Source organism: Nonomuraea sp. NPDC050404, assembly GCF_040655495.1.
In the GTDB taxonomy this organism is placed as follows: domain Bacteria; phylum Actinomycetota; class Actinomycetes; order Streptosporangiales; family Streptosporangiaceae; genus Nonomuraea.
Genome location: NZ_JBFAKB010000007.1, coordinates 228,541 through 247,589, shown reverse-complemented (window position 1 = coordinate 247,589; position 19,049 = coordinate 228,541). Strand labels below are relative to the sequence as shown.

Genomic DNA, 19,049 nt, shown 5'->3' with positions numbered 1-19,049 from the left:
CGCCCGGGAGATCAGGTCCGCAGCCCGGTTTCCGGCAGGCGGGAGGCGATGCCGTCGAGGATGAGATCGAGTCCCATCAGGAACTGGCCGTCGAAGTCGCCGTTGCCCACCTGGGCCTGGTCGGCGTACTCCGTGGAGTTCTCCCGCAGGTGACCGTCGACCTTCGCGCGGATCTCGGCGTCCGCCTCGGAGGTGCGCATCCGCTCCCACCAGATGTTCTCCGACGCGACGTACCCGTTGACGTAGGAGGACAGCGTCCCCACGGCGGCGGTGAGCTCGGGGCCGGTGAGTCCGGCGTCCGTCAGCGCCCCGTAGAACAGGCGGGAGCGGGCCTGCGCGTTCGGTCCCAGCAGCGGGCGGGTGGCGGTGAGCGCGGGCACCCAGGGGTGGCGGTGCATGACGGCGCGGCTCTGCGTGAGCTGACTGATCAGGAAATCGCGCCAGGGACCGGGCTCGCGCGGCTCGTCGATCTCGCGGAACACCTCGTCCAGCGCCAGGTCGAGGACGTCCTCCTTGCTCTGGACGTACTCGTAAAGGGACATCGTCCCCGCCTGCAGCCGCGCGGCGAGGGCGCGCATGGACAGGCCGTTCGCCCCTTCCGCGTCGAGGAGGGCGACGGCGGCTTCGACGATGCGCTCACGCGAGAGCCGTGGCCTGCGCCGGCGGGCGTCGTCGCGAAACCAGATCGACTCGGGCATCCCGGGCCCTTCTTTCCGTGCACTGTACGGAAAACCGTACGGCTAGCTTAGGCCACCCGATGGACGACAGAGGAGGGCTCATGACGGAGCGGCAGTGGCAGCGGGACTACGCGATGCTGGCGTTGCGGACCAACCGGCTGGCGAGCGGCGACTCGGGAGGAACCGTGCTCATCTACCGGGGCCCGGCGCAGTGGGCCGCCGGGGTCGCGGCCGAGGAGCCCGCCGCGGCCCGGGCGCTGGCGGAGGAGGCGGATCGGCTGCTGGAGAGCGCCCCTTCCGCCTATCTGGCCGCTCATGTACGCCCCATCCGCGCCATGGCCCGTCATCTGGCCGGCGAGCGGCTGCCGCTGGCCGAGTACGGCGCGCAGTGCCTGGGCCTGGAGCCGCGGTGGGTGCCGGAGGAGGTGTTCGAGCAGGCGCACGCCGACCTGGACGCGGCCCTGCCGAAGACACCCGGCCCGCTGGCCGAGCGGCTGCGGGCCTGGCAGGCGGCCCACACCCTGGCCGACATCGAGCGGTTGCCCGAACTGGTGGCCAAAGCCGTGGCCGAGACGCGGGCCAGGACCGCGAGCACGATCATCGCGCTGCCGGAGGGCGAGGTCGTGGAATGCGCGCTCGTGGAGGGCGTGGCCTTCCATGGGGCGGGCGAATATGAGGGCGGGCTGAAGTCGACGATCCACATCAACAAGTCGATCCCGTTCAACCTGGCGGACCTGCTGTATCTGGTGTCCCACGAGGGGCATCCCGGGCACATCGCCGAGTCGATGCTCAAGGAGATGCATCTCGGGGAGCGGCCGGAGCAGCGGGTGCGGTTCATGTTGTCGCCGTCGTTCGTGCTCAGCGAGGGGCTCGGGCTGCTGGCCGAGGAGGTGCTGTTCCCCGGGGACGATGCGCAGGTCTGGCTGAACGCGAACATCTTTCCCGAGTTCGGGATCCGGCCCGACGGGAGCGATCTCGCGGCCGTGCACCGGGCCAAGAATGTGTTGTGGGGCGTCTGGGGCAATGCGACGTTCCTGGCCGAGGAGGGGCGGAGCGAGGCCGAACTGGGCGCGTACCTGGCCAAATGGTCGCTGTACAGCGACGAAGAGGTGGCGATCTCGATCGGGCTGCTCAAGCCGTCGCCGATGAGCCCGTACATCTTCGGATATTTCCATGGATGGGAGCTGTTGCGGCGCTGGGTGACCGGCCCCGAGCAGGTCCGGCGGCTACTCACCGAGCAACTACTCCCCGCGGACGTCACCCCTTAGCGGATCCCTCCGGCCGATCCCCCAAGCGCCCGCGAGATCCCTCCGGCCGATCCTCCGAGCCTCCGCGAGATTCCTCCGGCCGGTCCTCCGGGCGCCCGCGGGATACCTCCGGCTACTCCTCCGTGAGCCCGCCCTCCGTCGCGCGCCGCGCGATGAGCTGCTCCACGCCGTCGAGCAGCAGGTCGAGGCCGAAGCGGAAGTCCGCGTCGTCCGTCCAGCCCCCGCCTCCCCTGAAGGCGCCCGCGCGCACGGCGGACGACAGGGCGGGATAAGTCTCCGGGTCGAGCACCTCGGCCAGCACCTCCCCGTAGTCCACGGACCCTTCGATCCCGGCCTCCTCCAGCTCCTCGAACCCGGAGTTGGCGGCGTGCACGATCGCCGCGTCCGTCAGCGCGTACCCGGTCAGGGTGCTGGCCACGTTGACCTTCTCGCCGTCGTCGAGCCCGGTGCCGGACAGCGCGGTCAGCGCCCGGTCCAGCCAGAGCAACCGCCGCGGACCCAGCGGCGGGGCGAACTTGGTGATCGACAACACCCAGGTGTGCCGCAGCACGATGTCCCGCTGCGCCCGGGTCCACAGGGCGAGGTACGCGCGCCACGGCGTGTCCCCGGGCTCGGGCGGGTGCGGGGCCAGGGCGTCGGCCATCGAGGTGAGCAGGTCCTCCTTGCTGCCGACGTACCGGTACAGCGCCGTGGCCGCAACGCCCACCCGCGAGGCCACGCTGCTCATCGAGACGCCGGCCAGCCCCTCCTCGTCGGCGATCTCGATGGCGGCGGCGGTGATGGTGGCCAGGTCGAGCCGTGGCCGCGGCCCTCTGCGCGGCGTGGGCTCGCGCCCCCACAACCGCTCCAGCTTGGGTGGCAACGACCGGTCCGGCGCCATCGAGTTCCTCCTTGGCTTGACTCGCTCCTAGGATTCTGCATTACCTTAAAACTATGAACGTCATACACAGTAGGGCATTCACAGATGCCATCCATGCCCGGGGGCTGACGAAGTCGTTCGGCGGCACGCGGGTGCTCGCCGGTATCGACCTGACCGTGCCCACCGGCTCGCTGCTGGCACTGCTCGGGCCGAACGGCTCTGGCAAGACGACGACCGTGCGCATCCTGACCACGCTGCTGGCCCCCGACGGCGGCACCGCCACGGTGGGCGGCCACGACGTGACGCGCGAGGGCGTGGCCGTGCGCCGCGTCATCGGGCTGACCTCCCAGCAGGCCACGGTGGACGCGCTGCTGACCGGGCGGGAGAACCTGGAGCTCTTCGCCGGCCTGTACCACCTGGGCCGCAGGCAGGCCCGGCGGCGGGCGGAGGAGCTGCTGGAACGTTTCCACCTGACCGACGCCGCCAACCGCCTGGCCGGCACGTACTCGGGAGGCATGCGCCGTCGCCTGGACCTGGCGGCCAGCATGGTGTCGGAGCCGCCGATCCTGTTCCTGGACGAGCCCACGACCGGGCTCGACCCGCGCAGCCGGGCGGACCTGTGGTCGGTGATCCGGGAGTTGCTCGGCTCCGGCACCACCATCCTGCTCACCACGCAGTACCTGGAGGAGGCCGACCAGCTCGCCGACCGCGTCGTGGTGATCAACGGGGGCCGGGTCGTCGCCGACGACTCGCCGGCCGCGCTCAAGCGCCAGGTCGGCGCGGAACGCCTGGCGCTACGCCTGACCCATCCCGCGGACCTGCCCCGGGCGAGCGCCGCACTCGCCGGAGCCCACCTGCCCACCGCAGCCGGAGAGCTCACGACACCCCACCTGTCTACTCCGGCCGCACAGATCACGGCGGCCCACCTTTCCACTGCGGCCGGCGAGTTCGCGGCGCCTCACCTGGACGCTGAAGCGGGAGAGCTCACGCTGGCCCTCCAGGACCCCGACCACCTGCGCCGCGCGCTGGACTTACTGCACCGGGCGGGCGTCGCGGTCGAGCACGTGGAGCTGCGCACCCCGACGCTGGACGACGTGTTCTTCGAGCTCACGGCGGCCGCGGCATGAGCGTCCCGATCACCGCCGCGGGCGACCTGCGCCGCCTGGTCGTCCGGGGCCTGCGCCGCGAGACGCGCGTCCTGGACGGCCTCATCGTGAACACCGCCCTGCCGGTGATCATCATGATCCTCTTCGTGTACGTGTTCGGCGGCGCGATCACCACCGGCTCCAGCGGGCTGGACTACATCGACTTCGTCGTGCCCGCCGTGCTGCTCATGTCGGGCGGGTACGGCGCCGCGCTGACCGCCGTGGCCATCTCCGAGGACATGACGGGAGGCATGATCGACCGCTTCCGCACCCTGCCGATCAGCGGCTGGGTGGTGCCCGCCGGGCACGTGGTGGCCTCGGTGATCCGCAACGTGGTCTCCGCGGCCATCGCGCTGGCCGCCGCGCTCCTGCTCGGCTTCCGGCCCGACGCCTCCCCCGCCGACTGGCTGCTGGCGATGGCCCTGGTGACGGCGTACGTGCTGGCGATGTCCGCGCTGGCGGCCGTCTGGGGGCTGCTGGTCAGGTCCGCCCAGGCGGCGGGGGCGTTCAGCTTCGTCGTGCTCTTCCTGCCGTACGTGTCGGACGGGATCGTCCCCGCCGAGACCATGCCCGGCGTGCTGCGCAGCTTCGCCGAGCACCAGCCGCTCACGCCGATCATCGAGGCCATGCGGGGGCTGCTGCTCGGCCTGCCCATGGGCTCGTCCGGGCTGGTGGCCGGGCTGTGGCTGGCGGGCACGGTCGTGCTCTGCGTCCCGCTCGCGGCGGTGCTGTTCCGCCGCAGGACCGCCTCACGCTAGCAGCAGCGTCAGGCCGCCCGTCGTGTAGCAGACCATCAGCACGAACAGCGGGATCTGTCCCGCCACGGCGCGGGCGGGCGGCAGCAGGCGGACCGAGCGGTCGTGGGCGGCCACCACGCCCGCGACGTGCCCGAGCACGATGGCCAGCACCTGCACGGTGGCGATCGTCCCCGGGGCGACGGCGTTGGGATCCGCCTCGGCGGGCAGCCCAAGCGCCAGGGCGATCGTGTGCCGGCCCTCGATGACCAGCAGCGAGAAATAGTGCCCGATCAGGTAACCGACGGCGATGGGCAGCAGCGAGTGGGCGAAGCGGGGGCTCAGCCCACTCGTGCCGCCGATCAGGCCGGCCGCGCCGATGCAGGCGGCGTACAGGACGGCCACGCCGGCCACCGCCGCCAGCAGGCCCAGCGTGCCCAGCCACGTACGGCCGAGGGGGCCGGACTGCAGGGCGTCCACCCAGGCCGGAGTCGTGGAGAAGCCGTCGTAACCGGTGCTGCCGAGCAGCACGCAGACGGTGGCGACCAGGCCGGGGACGGGCTGTACGGCATCCAGGCCGTCGAACGGGTTACGCAGCACGCGCCTGCCGTCGGCCCGCCTGCCGAGGGGTGACAGGTGGCCTATCAGGGTCGAATACACCTCGAACGGGTCGCCGCGCTCCAGCCAGGCGTGGCCGTACACGAGGGTGCCGGTGAGCTGGACGGCCGCGTACAGGGTGAGGAAGATCAGCAGGGTGAGGGGTGCGGCGGGCTCGGGGGCGACCAGCTCCATCCAGGTGAAGGCGAGCAGGCCCGCGGCGGCGGGCCAGAGACCGAGCCCGCGCGGGTACGGGCGGCGCGGCGCGTCCGGCAGCAGCCGGAACGGGTTCAACGTCCGCCACACCGGTCCGAACAGCAGCGACGCAGGCACCAAACCCACCCAGAACAGCACATACACCAGGTAAGGCCCGGCATTCTCCTCCACCGGGCCCAGCACCAGCCATCCCAGGGTGTAGAGGGCGGCCAGCAGGGTCAGGACGCGGGCCGGACGGGCGGGCAGCCTCACGGGGAGCGGCCGGCCCGCCTGGTCACCGCGGAAGCGGGAGTCGGCCCAGAGCAGGCCGAGCGCCAGGAACGACACGACCAGCGCGGCGAACGCGCCCGCGTAGGCGTAGAAGAGCGGAATCGGCAGGTCGGAACGCGCCCCGACCCCATGCGCCAGCACCTCGACCACCCGCACGTCATACGCGTGCGCCACCCAGCCATCACCGCCGGCCCCAACCACATCCACCATCCCGGCACCACCCGCCCCGAGCACACCCGCCGCCTCCGCACCGGCCGACCCGAGCACTCCCGCCGTCCCCGCACCGGCCGACCCGACCGCGGCCGCCATCCCGGCACCACCCGGCGCACCCGCTCCCGCTGCCCCCGCCGCACCCAGCGCGACCGCTTCCACCATCGCCGCGATCGCCTGGGCACTCATCGGACCGCGAGCTGGGTCAGGACGAGCTTGCTCACGTGGGTTTCCACCTGGAACACGCCGGTCAGGTCCGCGGTGAAGCGGACGGTGGCGGGCGTGCCGGGGCGCAGTGCGGCCGTGATGTCGTAGCCGTGCACGTGCAACTCGTCGGCGACGTCGCTGGTGACGGTGATGCTGACCGACTGGCCCTTGTCCACCTCCAGCCAGCCGGGAGGCGGGCTCACCCGGCCGCGGGTGACGGTGATCTCGGCGTCCGACTGCCCGCTGGGCGCGCCCGTCGCCACCTCATGGCTGTTGCCGGGGTCGCGATGGGTCTGCGACAGCGGCCCGCACGCGACGACGAGCGCGTACGCCAGCACGGCACAGCACGCGGTCGCGACCCTCACGTGGGCACCTCGGCCTCGGCGGGACGCTCCGCCGCCATACGGGTACGCCTGGGCGCCAGCACCACGACCGCGCACAACACCCAGAATCCGGTCACCAGACCCCGGATCCACCCGGGACCCAGCGGAATGACCGGGATCAGGTACACCAGCCGATCGAAGGCATCCACGCACGCCAGCACCCCGAGCACGATCGTGAACCAGCCGAACACCGGCCGCCCGCCCCGCAGCGCCGCCCCCAGGCACAACCACCACGCCCCCATGAGCAGCAACGCCACCCCGGTCAGCGCCGCACTGGCCATGGCTGCGGCCACGACGTCGAGCGCCAGCCCAAGCACCCCCGCCACAGTCCCGGCCAGGACCAGCCGATGCCCGCGCCGGCCGATCACCCTTGGCCCCGACGCCACGCCATCGCCCGCCCCCGAGCCCGGCGAGCCGCCGCGCGGGCGGGTCGCCTGACGGGAGCGCCACCAGAACAGGCCCGCGAGCAGGCCGAGCACCACCGAGCCGCCCAGGGCGAGTTGGGTCTCCACCTTGCCCGCGCCCGACGCGCCGAACCAGTCGCAGCCGGCCGGCAGCCGGGCCTCGGCGGCGCTGAAGTCGGCGCACAGGTACTGCTTGATGAGTTTCACCGGCTCGGCGAGCAGGCGGTTCGAGCCGCCCGACAGCTCGGGCGCGGTGGCCGCGCAGACGGGCAGCACCACGGGTGTGGACGCGCCGGTGTTTCCCTGCCAGCAGTTGCCCGTGCCCTGCCCGTCCCACCACACGTCCAGCCCGTTCGGCCGCGGCTCCCCCGACTGCGCCACGCCGAACACGTTCCCCTCGAAGCGGTTGTAGTCGGAGGTGTCGGCCTGTTTGGCCAGGTCCTCCTCGCCCCTGATGAACGCCGGCACGCCGAAGAGGTGGAAGGCCGCCCGCCGGTGGCCCCAGACCTGGTTGTTCTTGAAGACGTTGTAGTTGCCGCCCGCGACGATCACGCCCGTCCCCGGCGGCACGCCCACCTGCGAACACACCACACCCCGCTCGTAACCGCGCTCGGCCGGTGGTCTGGCGCAGGTGCCGTCGCGGGTGTGCCGGTAGTAGTCGCGGTTGTTGTTGAAGATCTTGTTGTTCTCGAACTTGGCGTGGTTCTGCGGCAGGCCGGGATGGGAGGGGTACAGGCTGTCCATCGTGGCGCCGACCATGTTGTCGTAGAACTCGTTGTCGTGCACCCACAGCGAGTCGCCCGCGGTGCCCGAGTAGCCGAGCGCGTTGTCGTGGCTCTTGCAGCGGCGGATCTCGATGGCGTAGCGGGGGACGTCGTGGCCGCGGCCGTCGTTGATGTTGGAGGCGCTGCCGGGGTAGAGGCCGCCGTCGCCGTTGCCGTACGCCTCGCAGTCGGTGTAGAGGCCGTGATCGCTGGCGAAGGTGAGGAAGCCGTATTCGTCGTTCCAGCGGGTCAGTACGCGGTCGATGACGAAACCGTCGGTTTCGAGCACGTACAGGGAGTTGAACGTCGTGCGCTGGGCGGTGAGGTTCCTGAAGTAGATGCCGTCGGTACGGTCGGCGCGGATGGCGTTCAGCTTGCGGTACTCCGCGTCGATGACGACGTCCAGCGGCCCGGTGCCGGTGCCCTCGATCTGCAGGTCCTGTTTGCCGAGGATGGCGACGAGGTTCTGGTTGTGCGGGCACTGCACCTGCTGCTCAAAGCTGAGGATCTGGTACCCCCAGTCCGACCAGCGGGCGGGGAGTCGCGCGCAGGCTCCGGTGGGGGCCGGCTGGCTGGGCTCCTCGCGGTAGAGGCCGGGCAGGATGGCGATCGTCATTCCAGGGCGCTGGACCTGATCGACGGCCTCCTGAAGATGCCGCACCCCTTTTTGCTGACATTTCGCGAAAAGGTCGAGGTTGCGGGCCTTCAGCTCGGCCGGAAAATTCGCGATTCGACGCTCGAAGTCGGCTTTATCTGTCTTGCAGACCAGCAGATCGGGTTCGCCCGTCCGCAGGACCGGCACGGAACCCGTGCCGTCGGGGAAGGTGACCGGGCGTTCCTCGTGGGCCAGGGCGGCGGCGCCGGGTAACAACAGGCCCGCCGCGAGCACGACCACGAACGCGAATTTTCGCATGGGGGGCATGACCGCGAGAGTAGAACAAGGCTCATGTTCTGCCTAGGTCATTCACCGGGATGGTGCCCCGCGGAGCCTGGCATCCTGCGGCTCCGTGGGGCACACAGGAGGTTATCCGGCACGCCTACATTTCTTCTGAATTGTCAGTGGGCCATTCCGGCGAGCAACGCGTCCACGACCCGTTCGGCCAGGTCGGGCGGGAGATCGCCGGCGGGGCCCCACTTGGAGTGCCACATCATGGTGCCGGAGACCATCGCCTGGGCCATGCCCACGTCCAGGTCGGAGCGGAGCTCGCCGGAGGCGATGCCCCGCTCGATCACCATGCGCAGCGCCTCCCTGCGCGGCTCGATGGCGCGCTTGACGAAGCGCTCCATGAGCCGCGGATAACGGTCGGCCTCGCTCATCGCGATGTTCATCACGCAGCGGCTGCGGGAATGCCCGGACTCCTGGCGCATGGCGTCGATCAGGGCGATCAGATCCTCGCGCACCGACGCGCCGGACAGCGGCGGCAGGGGCGCCTTGAGCGTGGCGAGGGCGTCGACGACCAGGTCCTCCTTGTTGGACCAGCGCCGGTAGATCGTCGTCTTCCCGACGCCCGCCCTCGACGCGATCGCCTCGATCGTCAGGTCGGACAGGCCCATGCCCTCGGCGATCAGATCGAGGGTCGACTCGATGATCGCCTTCTCGGCCTTCTCGCTGCGCGGACGGCCCGCTGGGCGGGCAGTCCCGGTTTCCTGGATCGACATCGCGGCCTCACCTTACATGTCTCAGCCGCTGGAGGAGGTGAGCGCCGGTTCCTTCTGCTGGGCGTGCCTCGCGGGACGCGGCTTGCCCGGCATCCAGCGGGCCACCACGGCGATGCCGACCAGGCCGATCAGCGCCGACACGATCGCCGTGACGTGCATGCCGTCAACGAACGCGGTGTACGCCGGCTGGATGATCGCCTGTCCCCTCTCGCCCAGTTGCTGCGCGACGGTCATCGTCGCCATGATCGACTCACCGGCGGCGTGCCGCACGCCCTCGGGCAGCCCGGCCAGCACGGGCGCCATCTCGCCGCGGTAGCTGGAGGACAACACCGAGCCGAGTACCGCCACGCCGAGCGCGCCGGACACCTGGCGGACGGTGTTGCTCATGGCCGAGCCGACGCCTGCCTTCTCCCTGGGCAGCGCCTCCATGATCGCGGTGGTCGCGGGCGGCATGATGTTGGCCATCGCCGCGCCCTGGACGAAGAAGATGACCTCGATCAGCACGATCGGCGTGTTCTGGTCCATCAGCGCGTAGCTGCCCAGGGCCAGCGTCACCACGGCCATGCTGACGGTGGCCGACAGCTTGGCGCCGAACCGCTCGTTCACCCGCTGGCTGAGCGGCGCGAAGATGAGCTGCGCGGCGGCGAACGGGATCATCAGCGCGCCCGCCTGGATCGGCGTGAACCCCAGGACGATCTGCAGGTAGAACGTCAGGAAGAACATCCCGCCCATCATCGCGAAGAAGACGATGCCCATCATGCCGATGGCCGAGCTGAACCGCACGTTGCCGAAGTTGCGCACGTCGAAGACGGGGTGGTCGATGCGCCGCTCCCACCACACGAACACGCCCAGCACCGCCAGGCCGAACAGCGTCGGGATCAGCACCTCGGCGCTGGCCAGGGTGGCCAGTTCGCCGCCGCGGATGATGCCGTACACGACGGCCACCAGGCCGATGATGGACAGCACCACGCCGACCGGGTCCAGCTTGGACGGCTTCGGGTCGCGCGACTCGGGCACGATGGTGGCGATGAGCACCATGCTGATCAATACGATCGGCACGTTGACCAGGAAGACCGAGCCCCACCAGAAGTGCTCGATCAGCAGGCCGCCGGTGATCGGCCCGATGGCCACCGCGAGCCCGACGCCACCGGCCCACACCCCGATCGCCTTGCCCCGCTCACCGGGCGGGAAGACGTTGGAGATGATCGCCAGCGTGGCCGGCATGATGGCCGCGCCGCCGATGCCCATCGCCGCCCTGGCCAGGATCAACTGCATCGGATCCTGCGCGTACGCGCTGGCCAGCGAGGCCAGCCCGAACAGCACCATGCCGATGAACAACATGCGCTTGCGCCCCGTGCGGTCACCGATCACACCGAACGTGAACAACAACCCGGCGAACACCAGCGTGTAGGAGTTGATCGCCCATTCCAGCTCGCTCTGCGTGGCGCCCAAGCCGACCGTCGGATCGGCGATGGTCTTCATCGCCACGTTCAGGATCGTGTTGTCCAGCACGACCGCCAGCAGGCTGAACACCAGCACGCCGAGGATGCTCCAGCGGCGTGGATGTCCCGTGTTCGGGTCCATGAAAATCCTTAATTTCGATACGTCTGAGTTTCGCAACGACAACGTATCGCAAGCTATTCCGATACGCAACGGACTCGTTTCGTAAACCTTCGGTAAACAACCGCCCTCACCCGGGCGACGCCCGGGGTGAGGCCCATCAGCTACAGGCGAATCACTTCCGGGGGGACGCGACCACACCCGGTTCGGCCGACACCACCCCGGTCGGCGCTGCCGCGGTCGGTTCTTGGGGGACCGGTGCCGGTGAGAGGGCCGGTCGGCGGCGCCAGAGGGGCAGGGCGACGAGCACCATGGCCACCCCCACGGCCCCGGCCAGGACGAACGCCCACTCCGGCCCGTGCCCGTCGATGACCGCTCCGGCGAGGGGAGCGGAGACCGCGCTCCCGATCAGCAGCGCGGTGCCGTGCAGGCCCATCGCCTCACCCCGGGCTCCGCTGGGGATCCAGCGGCTGAGCACGTCGGCCGTGGCCGACAACGCGGGGGCGCAGAGCAGGCCGGCGGGCAGGAGCGCCAGAATCATCCAGGGCCAGCCGCCGCCGACCAGCCCCACCGGAATGGTGAACAGACCCATGGCGGCGATCAGGGTCAGCGGGGACAGGCCCCGCGACAACCCGCCGTACACGAAACCGCCGACGAGCGAGAACACGCACCAGATGGCCAGCGCGAGGCCGACCCACGCGGTCTGGCCGGCCCTGTCCATGGCGGCGACCACCGCCAGCTCCGTCCCGAGCAGCACGAACGTGGCCGCCGCCGCCGTGCCGAGCAGGGCGAGGAACCCCGGGGTGATCCACTGCCGCCTGGGCACCCGCACCTCCTGCTCCGCCAGCTCCGCCACCGAGCGGGTCGGCGGGTTGAGCAGGAACAGCCCCAGGCCGCCCACGGTCAGCCCGGCGCCGATGCCGGTCATCGTCACGGCGCTGCCGAGCGTCGTGATGCCCGCCACGGCGAGCGCGGGCCCCGCCATGAAGGACACCTCGACCAGCATCGAGTCGAGCGCGAACCCGCTGCGCCGCTGATCGACCGGCACCATGGCGGCCAGGCACTGCCTGCTCAGGCTGGACACGGGCAGCATGAGCAGCCCGCCCAGCAGCGCCGCCACGGCCAGGGCGGGGTAGGGCAACATCCACGCGGTCGCCCAGAACACCGCCTGCGCCACGGTGGTGACGACGAGAACGGGACGCAGGCCGTATCTGTCGAGGAACCTTCCCGATAACGGGAAGCCGATCGCCATGCCGACCGTGCTGGCCATGGCGATCAGCCCGGCCTCGGTGAAGTCCGCGCCGGGTGTCTCGGCGCCCATCACCTTGGTCACGTGCAGGGTCAGCGCCATGCCCATGGCGGTGGACGGGAGCCGGGCGAGCAGCCCCACCAGGAGCAATGTGCGGATGCCCGGGATCGCGAGCAGCCGCCGGTAAGGAGCGAGAGCCATTGTGTGTGTTACCTCCCCATCGATTCTGGCAAGCGGCACCGACAGTTTCGACCCACTTTTCCGGCCATGACAGCGCGTGCCATCATCGAAGTTGAGTCCGGGGACGCCACTGGGGCGCCTCGAGACGTTCCAGGAGGGTTATCTATGTCCTCTTCAACCACGCTGTACGGAGGCACGTCCGGACGCCGGGTCACCGTACGCGACCTCACCGCCGCCAAGGAGCGCGGAGAGCGGTGGCCGATGCTCACCGCCTACGACGCGATGACGGCACGGGTGTTCGACGCGGCGGGCATCCCGGTCCTGCTGGTGGGCGACTCGGCGGCCATGGTCGTCTACGGCTACGACTCCACGCTGCCGGTGACGGTCGACGATCTCCTGCCCCTCACGGCCGCCGTCGTACGCGGCTCCTCGCGCGCCATGGTGGTCGCCGACCTGCCGTTCGGCTCCTACCAGTCCTCGCCCCGGCAGGCGCTGGAGTCGGCGGCCAGGTTCATGAAGGAGAGCGGGGCCCACGCGGTCAAGCTGGAGGGCGGCCGGCGGGTGCTGCCCCAGGTCGAGGCGCTGGTGGCGGCCGGTGTGCCGGTCATGGCGCACCTCGGCCTGACCCCGCAGTCGGTCAACGTCATGGGCGGGTACCGCGTGCAGGGGCGGGGCCAGGCGGGCGACGAGCTCATGTCGGACGCCAAGGACCTGGAGCGGGCCGGGGCGTTCTCGGTGGTGCTGGAGTGCGTGCCCGCCGACCTGGCGCAGCGGGTGACGACCTCGCTGGCCATCCCGACGATCGGGATCGGGGCGGGGGCGGCGACGGACGCCCAGGTCCTGGTGTGGCAGGACCTGATGGGGCTCACGCCGCGCCCGGCCAAGTTCGTCAAGAAGTACGCGGACCTGGCCACCGACATGGACCGCGCCGTACGTGCCTTCGGCGACGAGGTCACCTCCGGCACGTTCCCCGCGCCGGAGCACACCTACAGCTGATCGCGGACGTCTCGCACGAGCACGGGCCGCGTGTATCCGCGTGCGGGGGTCGCAAGCGCCTTTGACGACCTCCCGGGCGCGGGCCACGTACATCCGCGCCTGAGCCCAAGCCCTGAGCCCAAGCCCTGAGCCCAAGCCCTGAGCCCAGGGCCTGGGTTCGGGGCCTGGGTTCGGGGCCTGGGCTCAGGGTCAGGGTTCGGGGTCAGGGTTCGGGGTCAGGTGGTGAGCAGGGTGGCGGGGTCGGTGTTGGAGCCGCACACCACCACGGCCACGCGCTCCCCCGGAGCCGGCCGGTAGGCGCCCGACAGCAGCGCCGCGTAGGCGGCCGCGCCCGCGTGCTCGGCCGCCAGCCGGTGCTCCTGCCAGAGGGTACGCCGGGCCGCCACGATCGCCTCGTCCGGCACCAGCACGCTCTCCACCCGGGGCCCCGACAGGATCTCGAAGGCCAGCCCGCCGATCCTGCTGGCCCCGAGCGCGTCCGCCCCTACGCCGCTGACCTGCACCTGCACCGGCTCGCCCGCCTCCAGCGCCGCGTTCAGCGTCGGGATCCGCTCGGGCTCGACGGCCACGATCCGCGGCCCACCCGAGCCAGTGGCGGCGCCCGAGCCAACAGCAGCGCCCGAGCCAACAGCAGTGCCCGAGCCAACAGTGGTGCCCGAGCCGACGGCAGCGCCTGAGCCGATGGTGGTGCCCGAGCCGACGGCGGTGCCGAGGGTGATGCCGGCCGCGAAGCCGCCCCCGCCGACGGCCACCAGCACCGTGTCCACCTCGCCGGCCTGCTCCATCAGCTCCAGCCCGGTGGTCCCCTGCCCGGCCACCACCTCGCCCTGGTCGTAGGCGTGCACGGAAAGGGCCCCGGTCTCGGCGGCCCGCTTGGCGGCGGCCTCGGCGGCGGCCGCGTAGATGGCGCCCGTCTGCGTGATGTGCGCGCCCAGCGACTCCAGCCCGGCCACCTTCACGGGACTGGTCACCTCGGGCACGAAGATCTCCGCCCGCACCCCCAGCGCCCGCGCCGCGAACGCCACCGCCAGCCCGTGGTTGCCGCCGCTGGCCGCGATCACCCCGCTGTCGGGCAGCTCACCGGCGGACAGGATGCGGTTGAAGGCCCCGCGCACCTTGAAGGACCCCGAGTGCTGCAGCAGCTCCAGCTTCAGCAGCAACCCGGGCGAGACCTCCAGCACCGGCGTGCGCAGCACGTGCCCGGCGATCCTGTCCGCCGCCTTGAGCACGTCTTCATGGGTAACGGTGGTCACATCTCCCCCTCGCTCGTCCACGTCAGGCTATGCCAGGGCCTGCGACACATCGGCCCACAGGTCCTCGGGGTGCTCGATGCCGACGGAGACGCGTACCGTGCCCTCGCCGATGCCGCTGCGGGTCAGCTCCTCGGGGCTGAGTGCGCGGTGCGAGGTGGAGGCGGGGTGCAGGACGAGCGTCTCGACGCCGCCGAGCGAGGGGGCCAGCAGCGCCAGCCGTACCGAGCTCATGAACCGCTCCCCCGCCGCCCGCCCGCCGGCCAGGTCGAACGAGAGCACCCCGCCGCAGCCGGACAGCAGCTTGTTGGCCAGCTCGTACGAGGGGTGCGAGGCCAGCCCCGGCCAGTGCACGGCCGTCACGGCCGGGTGCTCGGCGAGCCTGGTGGCCAGGGTGTGGGCGTTGGCGCAGTGGCGTTCCATGCGCAGGGCGAGCGTCTGCAGGCCGCGCAGCGTCAGCCAGGCCGCGAACGGGTCCGCCGTGGCCCCCAGCTCGATCGCGAAGTGCCACACCTTCTCGTACAGGTCCTGAGCGGCGAATACGGCGATCCCGCCGACCACGTCGGTGTGCCCGGACAGGTACTTGGTGGTGGAGTGCACGACGATGTCGGCCCCGTGCTCGAACGGGCGGCAGAGCAGGGGCGTGGCGAACGTGTTGTCCACCACGGACACGATGCCCAGCTCGCGGGCCGCCTCGCACATCCCGGGCAGGTCGGCGACCAGCGTCATCGGGTTGCTGATCGTCTCCAGGTAGACGAGCTTGGTGTGCGGGCGGACGGCGGCGCGCAGGGCGGCCGGGTCGTTCTCGGGCACGTAGGTGATCTCGATCCCGAATCTGTCCACCAGGTCGTTCAGCATGGCGGCGGTCCCTCCGTACAGGGAACGCTGGGCCACCAGGTGGTCGCCGGGCCGCAGCAGGCCGAGCAGGACGGTGTTGATCGCGCCCATGCCCGAGCCGGTGGCGATGGCGCTCGTGCCGCCCTCCAGCCCGGCCACCGCCAGCTCAAGCGAGCGCACGGTCGGGTTGGTGTAGCGCCCGTACACGTACGCGCCGTCGGGACGCCCCATCGCCTCGGCCATCACGGCGGGGTCGTCGAAGACGAACCCCGAGGTCTGGTAGATGGGCATGCTGATCGACCGGCTGCCTTCGATGTCCGGGCGCGGCTGGTGGATGGCCCTGGTCTCGGGGCGGAGAGTTGAGGGGGTATCGGGGCGGAAGTCGTCCATGTCCTCAAGGATCTCCCGCCACCGGGTCCGATGTGAGAGCCAATGCGGCAGAATTGGTCCATGAATGGGGCCAATCTCGATGACCTCGTAGACCTGCTCGGCCGCTGGGCCTCCGGGCGCGGTCCGCTGTACCTGCTGCTCGCCGCCCGCCTGCGGGCCCTCATCGACGACGGCGTGGTCGCGCCCGACGAGCCGCTGCCGCCCGACCGGGTGCTGGCCAGGCGGCTGGCGGTGGGCAGGGGCACGGTGGTGGCCGCGTACGACCTGCTGCAGCAGGAGGGCCGGGTGGTGCGCAGGCAGGGCAGCGGCACCAGGGTCGCCCCGCTCGACCTGCCCGCCACGCGGACGGCCGACGGCGTGGCGGCCAACCCGCTGCTGCTGCACATCCTGTACCCGCCGGACAACGTGCAGCTGCTGACCTGCGCCGCCCCGCATGACGCGCCGCCCGAGCTGTGGGAGGCGTACGCGGAGGCCGCGGGGCGTCTGGCCGGGATGCGCGACATGGGCTACCAGCCGGCGGGCAACCCGGAGCTGAGGGCCGAGCTGGCCGCGTACTACACCGGGCGCGGCGTGCCGACGTCGCCGGCGGAGGTCATCGTGACGACCGGCGCCCAGCAGGCGCTCACGCTGCTCACGGGGCTGCTGGTGGCGCCGGGCGACACGGTGCTGGCCGAGACGCCGACCTACCCCGGGGCGCTGGAGGCGTTCAGGCACGCGGCCGCGGTCATCAGGCCCGCCACAAGCATCGAGGACCTGCGCGAACGCCCGGCGCTTGCCTATTTCGCGCCCACACTGCGCAACCCGGACGGCACAGTCATGGACAACCCGTCACGCAGGCGGCTGGCCGCGCTGGCCGCCGAGCACGACGTGCCGCTGATCGACGACGAGGTACGCGCCGAGCTGTGCTTCTCGGGTGAGCGGCCCGGGCCGCTGGCGGGGTTCGGGCCCGGCGGCGAGCAGGTGATCACGGTCGGCTCGATGAGCAAGCTGGTCTGGGGCGGGCTGCGGGTGGGCTGGATCCGCGCGGCCGCGCCGCTGATCTCGCGGCTGGCCAGGCTGCGGGCCGTGCACGACCTCGGTGGCGAGGTCGTCAGCCAGCTCGCCGCCGCCGCGCTGCTGCGCCGCCTGGACGAGGTGCGCGCCGCCCAGCTCCGCACCTGGCGCGCGCGCCACGACCACCTGTGCGCCGAGCTGCGCGCCCGGTTGCCGTCCTGGTCGTTCGAGCCCGCGCTCGGCGGCCACACCCTCTGGGTACGCCTGCCGCACGGCGACGCCGACTCCTTCGCCCAGGTGGCGCTCCGGCACGGGGTGGCGGTGGCTCCGGGCAGGTCGTTCGACCCGCTGGGCGGGCACGCCGACCACATGCGGCTGCACTTCCTCTTCCCCGAGGAGGAGCTTTCGCGAGCGGTGAACAACCTGGCCGTGGCCTGGGCTTCCTACGACGGGGCCGGGCGGACGGTCTCCCGGCACCCCCTGATCGTCTGAGAGGGTGGAGTGCATGCAGACGACGTTCGTACTCGTGCACAGCCCCTCCGTCGGGCCCTCGACGTGGGCGCCGGTGGCCGAGTCGCTGGAGCGCCGCGGGCATGCCGCCGTGGTGCCCGACCTGACCGGCGTGGCGACGGGCGGGGCACCGTACTGGCCGCGTGTGGTGGAGGCGGTGCGCGCCGTCACCCCCGACACCCCCGTCGTGCTGGTCGTGCACAGCAACGCGGGGTTCTTCCTGCCGGTGATCAAGGAGGGGCTCGGCGAGCGGGTGGTGGCCTGCGTGTTCGCCGACGCGCACATCCCGCCGCCCGAGGGGCTGATCAGGACCGCCGAGGAGGGGTTCCTGCCGTTCCTGCACGACCTGGCCGGTCCCGACGGCGTGCTGCCGCGCTGGACCGACTGGTGGGATGAGGAGGACGTGGTGGCCATGCTGCCCGATCCCGCCGTACGGATCAAGGTGGCGGCCGAGCAGCCGCGGCTGCCGCTCGACTACTACACCCAGCCGATCCCGGTGCCCGCCGGGTGGGACGCGGTCAGGTGCTCGTGCCTGTGGTACGGGCCGCCGTACGAGCCGGTCGCCGAGGAGGCGGCCCGCAGGGGCTGGCCGGTGACCCGGCTGCCCGGCTTGCACCTGCACCAGCTCATCGACCCCGGGGGCGTCGCCGACGCGGTGCTCAAGCTGTCCAGGAAGTCGTGAATTCTTCACTGTGCCGGGTGATCGCGCCCGGCCACAGTGGAGCGCATGACGACGATCGAAGTGAACGGGCTCCGCAAGAGCCACCAGGGGTTCGAGGCGGTGAAGGACGTCTCGTTCGAGGTCTCCGCCGGGGAGATCTTCGCGCTGCTCGGCAGGAACGGCGCGGGCAAGACCACCACGATCGAGGTGCTGGCCGGCTTCCAGCGGGCTGACGGCGGCACCGTGCGGGTGCTCGGCCTCGACCCGTACGCCGATCGCGCGGCCGTACGCCAGCGCACCGGCATCATGTTGCAGGAGGCCGGCTTCTTCCCCGACCTGACGGTCGCCCAGACCGTGGACACCTGGCGCGACTTCACCGCCGCTCCCCGCCCGCGCGCGGAGGCCCTGGAGCTGGCGGGGCTGACGGCCAGGTCGGGCACCAGGGTGCGCCAGCTCTCCGGCGGCGAGAAGCGCAGGCTGGACCTGGCGCTGGCCCTGCTGGGCCGTCCTGACGTGCTGTTCCTGGACGAGCCGACCACCGGCATGGATCCGGAGGCGCGCGCCGCCACCTGGGAGGTCATCCGCGACCTGGCCAGGCAGGGCACCACGATCCTGCTGACCACGCACTACCTGGAGGAGGCGCAGCGCCTGGCCGCCGCGATGGCGATCATGGACCATGGGGTGATCGTGGCCTCGGGCGGGATGGCCGAGACGCTGGCCGCGCGCAGCGGTCGGGTGGCCTTCCGGCTGCCCGCCGCCATGGATCCCGGCGTGCTGCCGCTGCCGGTCACGGTGGAGAACGGGCTGGCCGTGTGCCGCGCGGAGGACCCCGACCTGGCCGCGCAGACGCTGCTGACCTGGGCGGCCGAGCGCGGGCTGCGCCTTGAGGGCCTGGAGGTCCGTACCGCCACCCTCGAAGACCTGTTCCTGGAGAGCGCCGTCAAGGAGACCCGATGAGCCTGACCACCGCTCCCGCCGACCGCCCTCAAGGGGACCCGATGACCGCTCCCGCAGACCGCCTTCAAGGAGG

Annotated in this window: 17 protein-coding genes; 7 read left to right on the top strand and 10 right to left on the bottom strand. The window is 71.5% G+C overall.

All coding sequences use genetic code 11. The features are described 5' to 3' along the window. Positions 1–11: 11 nt before the first annotated feature. A complete protein-coding gene (locus tag AB0I81_RS21270; RefSeq protein WP_360659064.1) occupies positions 12–698 on the bottom strand; it encodes a TetR/AcrR family transcriptional regulator in 687 nt (228 codons plus the stop codon). A gap of 80 nt (positions 699–778) precedes the next feature. On the opposite strand from AB0I81_RS21270, the gene AB0I81_RS21265 reads away from it, so the two are divergent. Beyond that, positions 779–1,945, top strand: a complete 1,167-nt coding sequence (locus tag AB0I81_RS21265) for a hypothetical protein (RefSeq protein WP_360659062.1) — start codon at positions 779–781, stop codon at positions 1,943–1,945. Between the two features lie 112 nt (positions 1,946–2,057). Here the strand turns inward: AB0I81_RS21265 and AB0I81_RS21260 are convergent, their stop codons facing one another. Beyond that, positions 2,058–2,825, bottom strand: a complete 768-nt coding sequence (locus AB0I81_RS21260; RefSeq protein ID WP_360659060.1) for a TetR/AcrR family transcriptional regulator — start codon at positions 2,823–2,825, stop codon at positions 2,058–2,060. A gap of 53 nt (positions 2,826–2,878) precedes the next feature. Here AB0I81_RS21260 and AB0I81_RS21255 point away from each other — a divergent pair, with 53 nt between their 5' ends. Together AB0I81_RS21255 and AB0I81_RS21250 are read left to right on the top strand one after the other, a co-directional pair. Then, the gene (locus tag AB0I81_RS21255) at positions 2,879–3,931 is read left to right on the top strand and encodes an ATP-binding cassette domain-containing protein (RefSeq protein ID WP_360659058.1); all 1,053 of its coding nucleotides are present in this window, start codon (positions 2,879–2,881) and stop codon (positions 3,929–3,931) included. Next, complete coding sequence (locus AB0I81_RS21250; RefSeq protein ID WP_360659056.1) at positions 3,928–4,707, top strand: ABC transporter permease; 780 nt, start codon at positions 3,928–3,930, stop codon at positions 4,705–4,707. Before AB0I81_RS21255 ends, AB0I81_RS21250 begins: the two co-directional genes overlap by 4 nt. Here the strand turns inward: AB0I81_RS21250 and AB0I81_RS21245 are convergent. The 6 genes from AB0I81_RS21245 to AB0I81_RS21220 form a co-directional block, all read right to left on the bottom strand. Then, a complete protein-coding gene (locus AB0I81_RS21245; RefSeq protein ID WP_360659054.1) occupies positions 4,699–6,165 on the bottom strand; it encodes a hypothetical protein in 1,467 nt (488 codons plus the stop codon). The genes AB0I81_RS21250 and AB0I81_RS21245 overlap by 9 nt on opposite strands. After that, complete coding sequence (locus tag AB0I81_RS21240) at positions 6,162–6,548, bottom strand: hypothetical protein (RefSeq protein WP_360659052.1); 387 nt, start codon at positions 6,546–6,548, stop codon at positions 6,162–6,164. Before AB0I81_RS21240 ends, AB0I81_RS21245 begins: the two co-directional genes overlap by 4 nt. Next, on the bottom strand, positions 6,545–8,656 hold the full coding sequence (locus tag AB0I81_RS21235; protein ID WP_360659050.1) for a right-handed parallel beta-helix repeat-containing protein: 2,112 nt from the start codon (positions 8,654–8,656) through the stop codon (positions 6,545–6,547). The genes AB0I81_RS21240 and AB0I81_RS21235 overlap by 4 nt, the downstream gene beginning before the upstream one ends. 134 nt (positions 8,657–8,790) lie before the next feature. Next, positions 8,791–9,393, bottom strand: a complete 603-nt coding sequence (locus AB0I81_RS21230; RefSeq protein WP_360659048.1) for a TetR/AcrR family transcriptional regulator — start codon at positions 9,391–9,393, stop codon at positions 8,791–8,793. Positions 9,394–9,414: 21 nt separating this feature from the next. Continuing rightward, the gene (locus tag AB0I81_RS21225) at positions 9,415–10,977 is read right to left on the bottom strand and encodes an MFS transporter (RefSeq protein WP_360659046.1); all 1,563 of its coding nucleotides are present in this window, start codon (positions 10,975–10,977) and stop codon (positions 9,415–9,417) included. A 151-nt stretch (positions 10,978–11,128) separates the two neighbouring features. Continuing rightward, positions 11,129–12,403, bottom strand: a complete 1,275-nt coding sequence (locus AB0I81_RS21220; protein ID WP_360659044.1) for an MFS transporter — start codon at positions 12,401–12,403, stop codon at positions 11,129–11,131. Positions 12,404–12,547: 144 nt separating this feature from the next. Between AB0I81_RS21220 and panB the strand changes: the two genes are divergently transcribed. Then, the gene (panB, locus tag AB0I81_RS21215; RefSeq protein ID WP_360659043.1) at positions 12,548–13,378 is read left to right on the top strand and encodes a 3-methyl-2-oxobutanoate hydroxymethyltransferase; all 831 of its coding nucleotides are present in this window, start codon (positions 12,548–12,550) and stop codon (positions 13,376–13,378) included. 215 nt (positions 13,379–13,593) lie between these two features. Here panB and AB0I81_RS21210 read toward each other — a convergent pair whose 3' ends face one another. Together AB0I81_RS21210 and AB0I81_RS21205 are read right to left on the bottom strand one after the other, a co-directional pair. Beyond that, the gene (locus AB0I81_RS21210; protein WP_360659041.1) at positions 13,594–14,631 is read right to left on the bottom strand and encodes a pyridoxal-phosphate dependent enzyme; all 1,038 of its coding nucleotides are present in this window, start codon (positions 14,629–14,631) and stop codon (positions 13,594–13,596) included. Positions 14,632–14,658: 27 nt separating this feature from the next. Further along, complete coding sequence (locus AB0I81_RS21205; RefSeq protein WP_360659039.1) at positions 14,659–15,855, bottom strand: aminotransferase class I/II-fold pyridoxal phosphate-dependent enzyme; 1,197 nt, start codon at positions 15,853–15,855, stop codon at positions 14,659–14,661. A 60-nt stretch (positions 15,856–15,915) separates the two neighbouring features. Between AB0I81_RS21205 and AB0I81_RS21200 the strand changes: the two genes are divergently transcribed. The 3 genes from AB0I81_RS21200 to AB0I81_RS21190 are packed head-to-tail and all read left to right on the top strand — an operon-like array spanning position 15,916 to position 18,976. Next, positions 15,916–17,340, top strand: coding sequence for a PLP-dependent aminotransferase family protein (locus AB0I81_RS21200; RefSeq protein ID WP_360659037.1), 1,425 nt, complete (start codon positions 15,916–15,918; stop codon positions 17,338–17,340). A gap of 13 nt (positions 17,341–17,353) precedes the next feature. After that, complete coding sequence (locus tag AB0I81_RS21195) at positions 17,354–18,040, top strand: alpha/beta hydrolase (protein ID WP_360659035.1); 687 nt, start codon at positions 17,354–17,356, stop codon at positions 18,038–18,040. A gap of 45 nt (positions 18,041–18,085) precedes the next feature. After that, positions 18,086–18,976 carry an ABC transporter ATP-binding protein gene (locus AB0I81_RS21190; RefSeq protein ID WP_360659033.1) on the top strand — a complete coding sequence of 297 codons (891 nt, stop codon included), beginning with the start codon at positions 18,086–18,088 and terminating at the stop codon, positions 18,974–18,976. The last annotated feature ends 73 nt before the right edge of the window (positions 18,977–19,049 follow it).